Origin of the sequence: Halobellus captivus, assembly GCF_007655485.1 — an archaeon.
Lineage (GTDB): Archaea > Halobacteriota > Halobacteria > Halobacteriales > Haloferacaceae > Haloquadratum > Haloquadratum captivum.
The window spans coordinates 3,904-4,143 of the sequence record NZ_VJXQ01000008.1; the positions used below are offsets into that span (position 1 = coordinate 3,904).

Here is a 240-nt window from a genome sequence, read left to right on the forward strand (position 1 = left end):
TAGTGAGATGGCTCGGCTCGTCTTCTATCACCACCCACAGGCCGAGAATTTCTCACTCAAATATAGCTCGGCATCGGTTACAGAAATCCAATCTCAGCGAGAGCAATCCGACGAGTCGACAAAACTCATCGGGTACCCCTTCGAAACACCGGTATATGTGCTCTACGAGGGCGATTCAGAGATTGAATCAGCCCAAGATATTGACTTTGATCAGGAATGGCTGAGCGACCGTATTCGTGA

1 pseudogene is annotated in these 240 nt (G+C 49.2%); it reads left to right on the plus strand.

Features of this window, described 5'->3' with window-relative positions:
- Positions 1-7 precede the first annotated feature (7 nt).
- Positions 8-240, plus strand: a pseudogene (locus FJT57_RS17070) (hypothetical protein); the annotation flags it as partial.